The organism is Oleiphilus sp. HI0079 (assembly GCF_001635105.1).
In genome coordinates this window covers 1-882 of the sequence record NZ_LWFT01001086.1, presented here as the reverse complement: position 1 = coordinate 882, position 882 = coordinate 1, and the positions used below count along the sequence as shown (strand labels likewise).

1 protein-coding gene is annotated in these 882 nt (G+C 46.1%); it reads right to left on the bottom strand.

Annotation, left to right across the window (positions count from 1 at the left end; genetic code table 11):
* Window positions 1–561: alcohol dehydrogenase catalytic domain-containing protein (locus A3750_RS19330; RefSeq protein WP_197475165.1), on the bottom strand; the 561-nt coding region annotated here is incomplete at its 3' end.
* Window positions 562–882 lie beyond the last annotated feature (321 nt).

Genomic DNA, 882 nt, shown 5'->3' with positions numbered 1-882 from the left:
ACCGAGTGATTCGATAAGTGAATGTTTTGATTTTGATCCTGAGCCATAGACCTTAGCGCCGAGTTGTTTAGCGAGTTGCAGCATGGCCGTGCCAACCGCGCCGCCGGCTCCATGAATCAATATTGATTGTCTCTTTTGGACCTTGGCAATTCGATGCAGCATTTGATAGGCGGTAATGTAGGAAAGGATTAAGCTTACCGCTTCGTTGGGTTGGCAGCCTTCAGGCACCAAGGTAAGCTTATCCGCGTCAAGACAAATATATTCTGCATAGGCACCAATAACCGTTAAGTCAGCGACAAGATCACCGAGCGCAAATCCCGACGCCTCGGGTCCTATTTTGTCTACTCGACCCACGAGATCATAGCCCGGAGTAAATGGAGGTTGATCTTTCACGTCAGGATATTGTCCCTTGCGGATCATCGTGTCGGTAAAAGCAGCGCCTGCGGTGAGCACTTTTATGCGCACTTGCTGGGGGGATGGTTCCGGTAGNGAGGCCTGCATCACGAGTTTCAAAACCTCGGGGCCACCAAATTCTGAAATAATGATCTTCTTAAAGCTCATGCAGAACCTATATTTGCTGTGGTATTTCGAAACCATACCACTGATGTCATCGTAAAGTCATACGCTTGGATCGTGATCACTTGAAAAAAAACTCAATAGCAATATCAAGCAAGTAACTAAGCCAGAAATGCTCCTATGACCTACATACCCCGATGGATATTCTCCATCACAATTATTTCAATTTCGGTTTTTCTAAGTTCATGTGCATTATTTACACCGACACCTGAGCCCCAGTCGATAGAAGATAGATTGACCCAATTGCCTAATATGTCCGCTTATCTCACATTTCAGATGAAGGCTTTCGTCTTTCGGAAGGTCTGC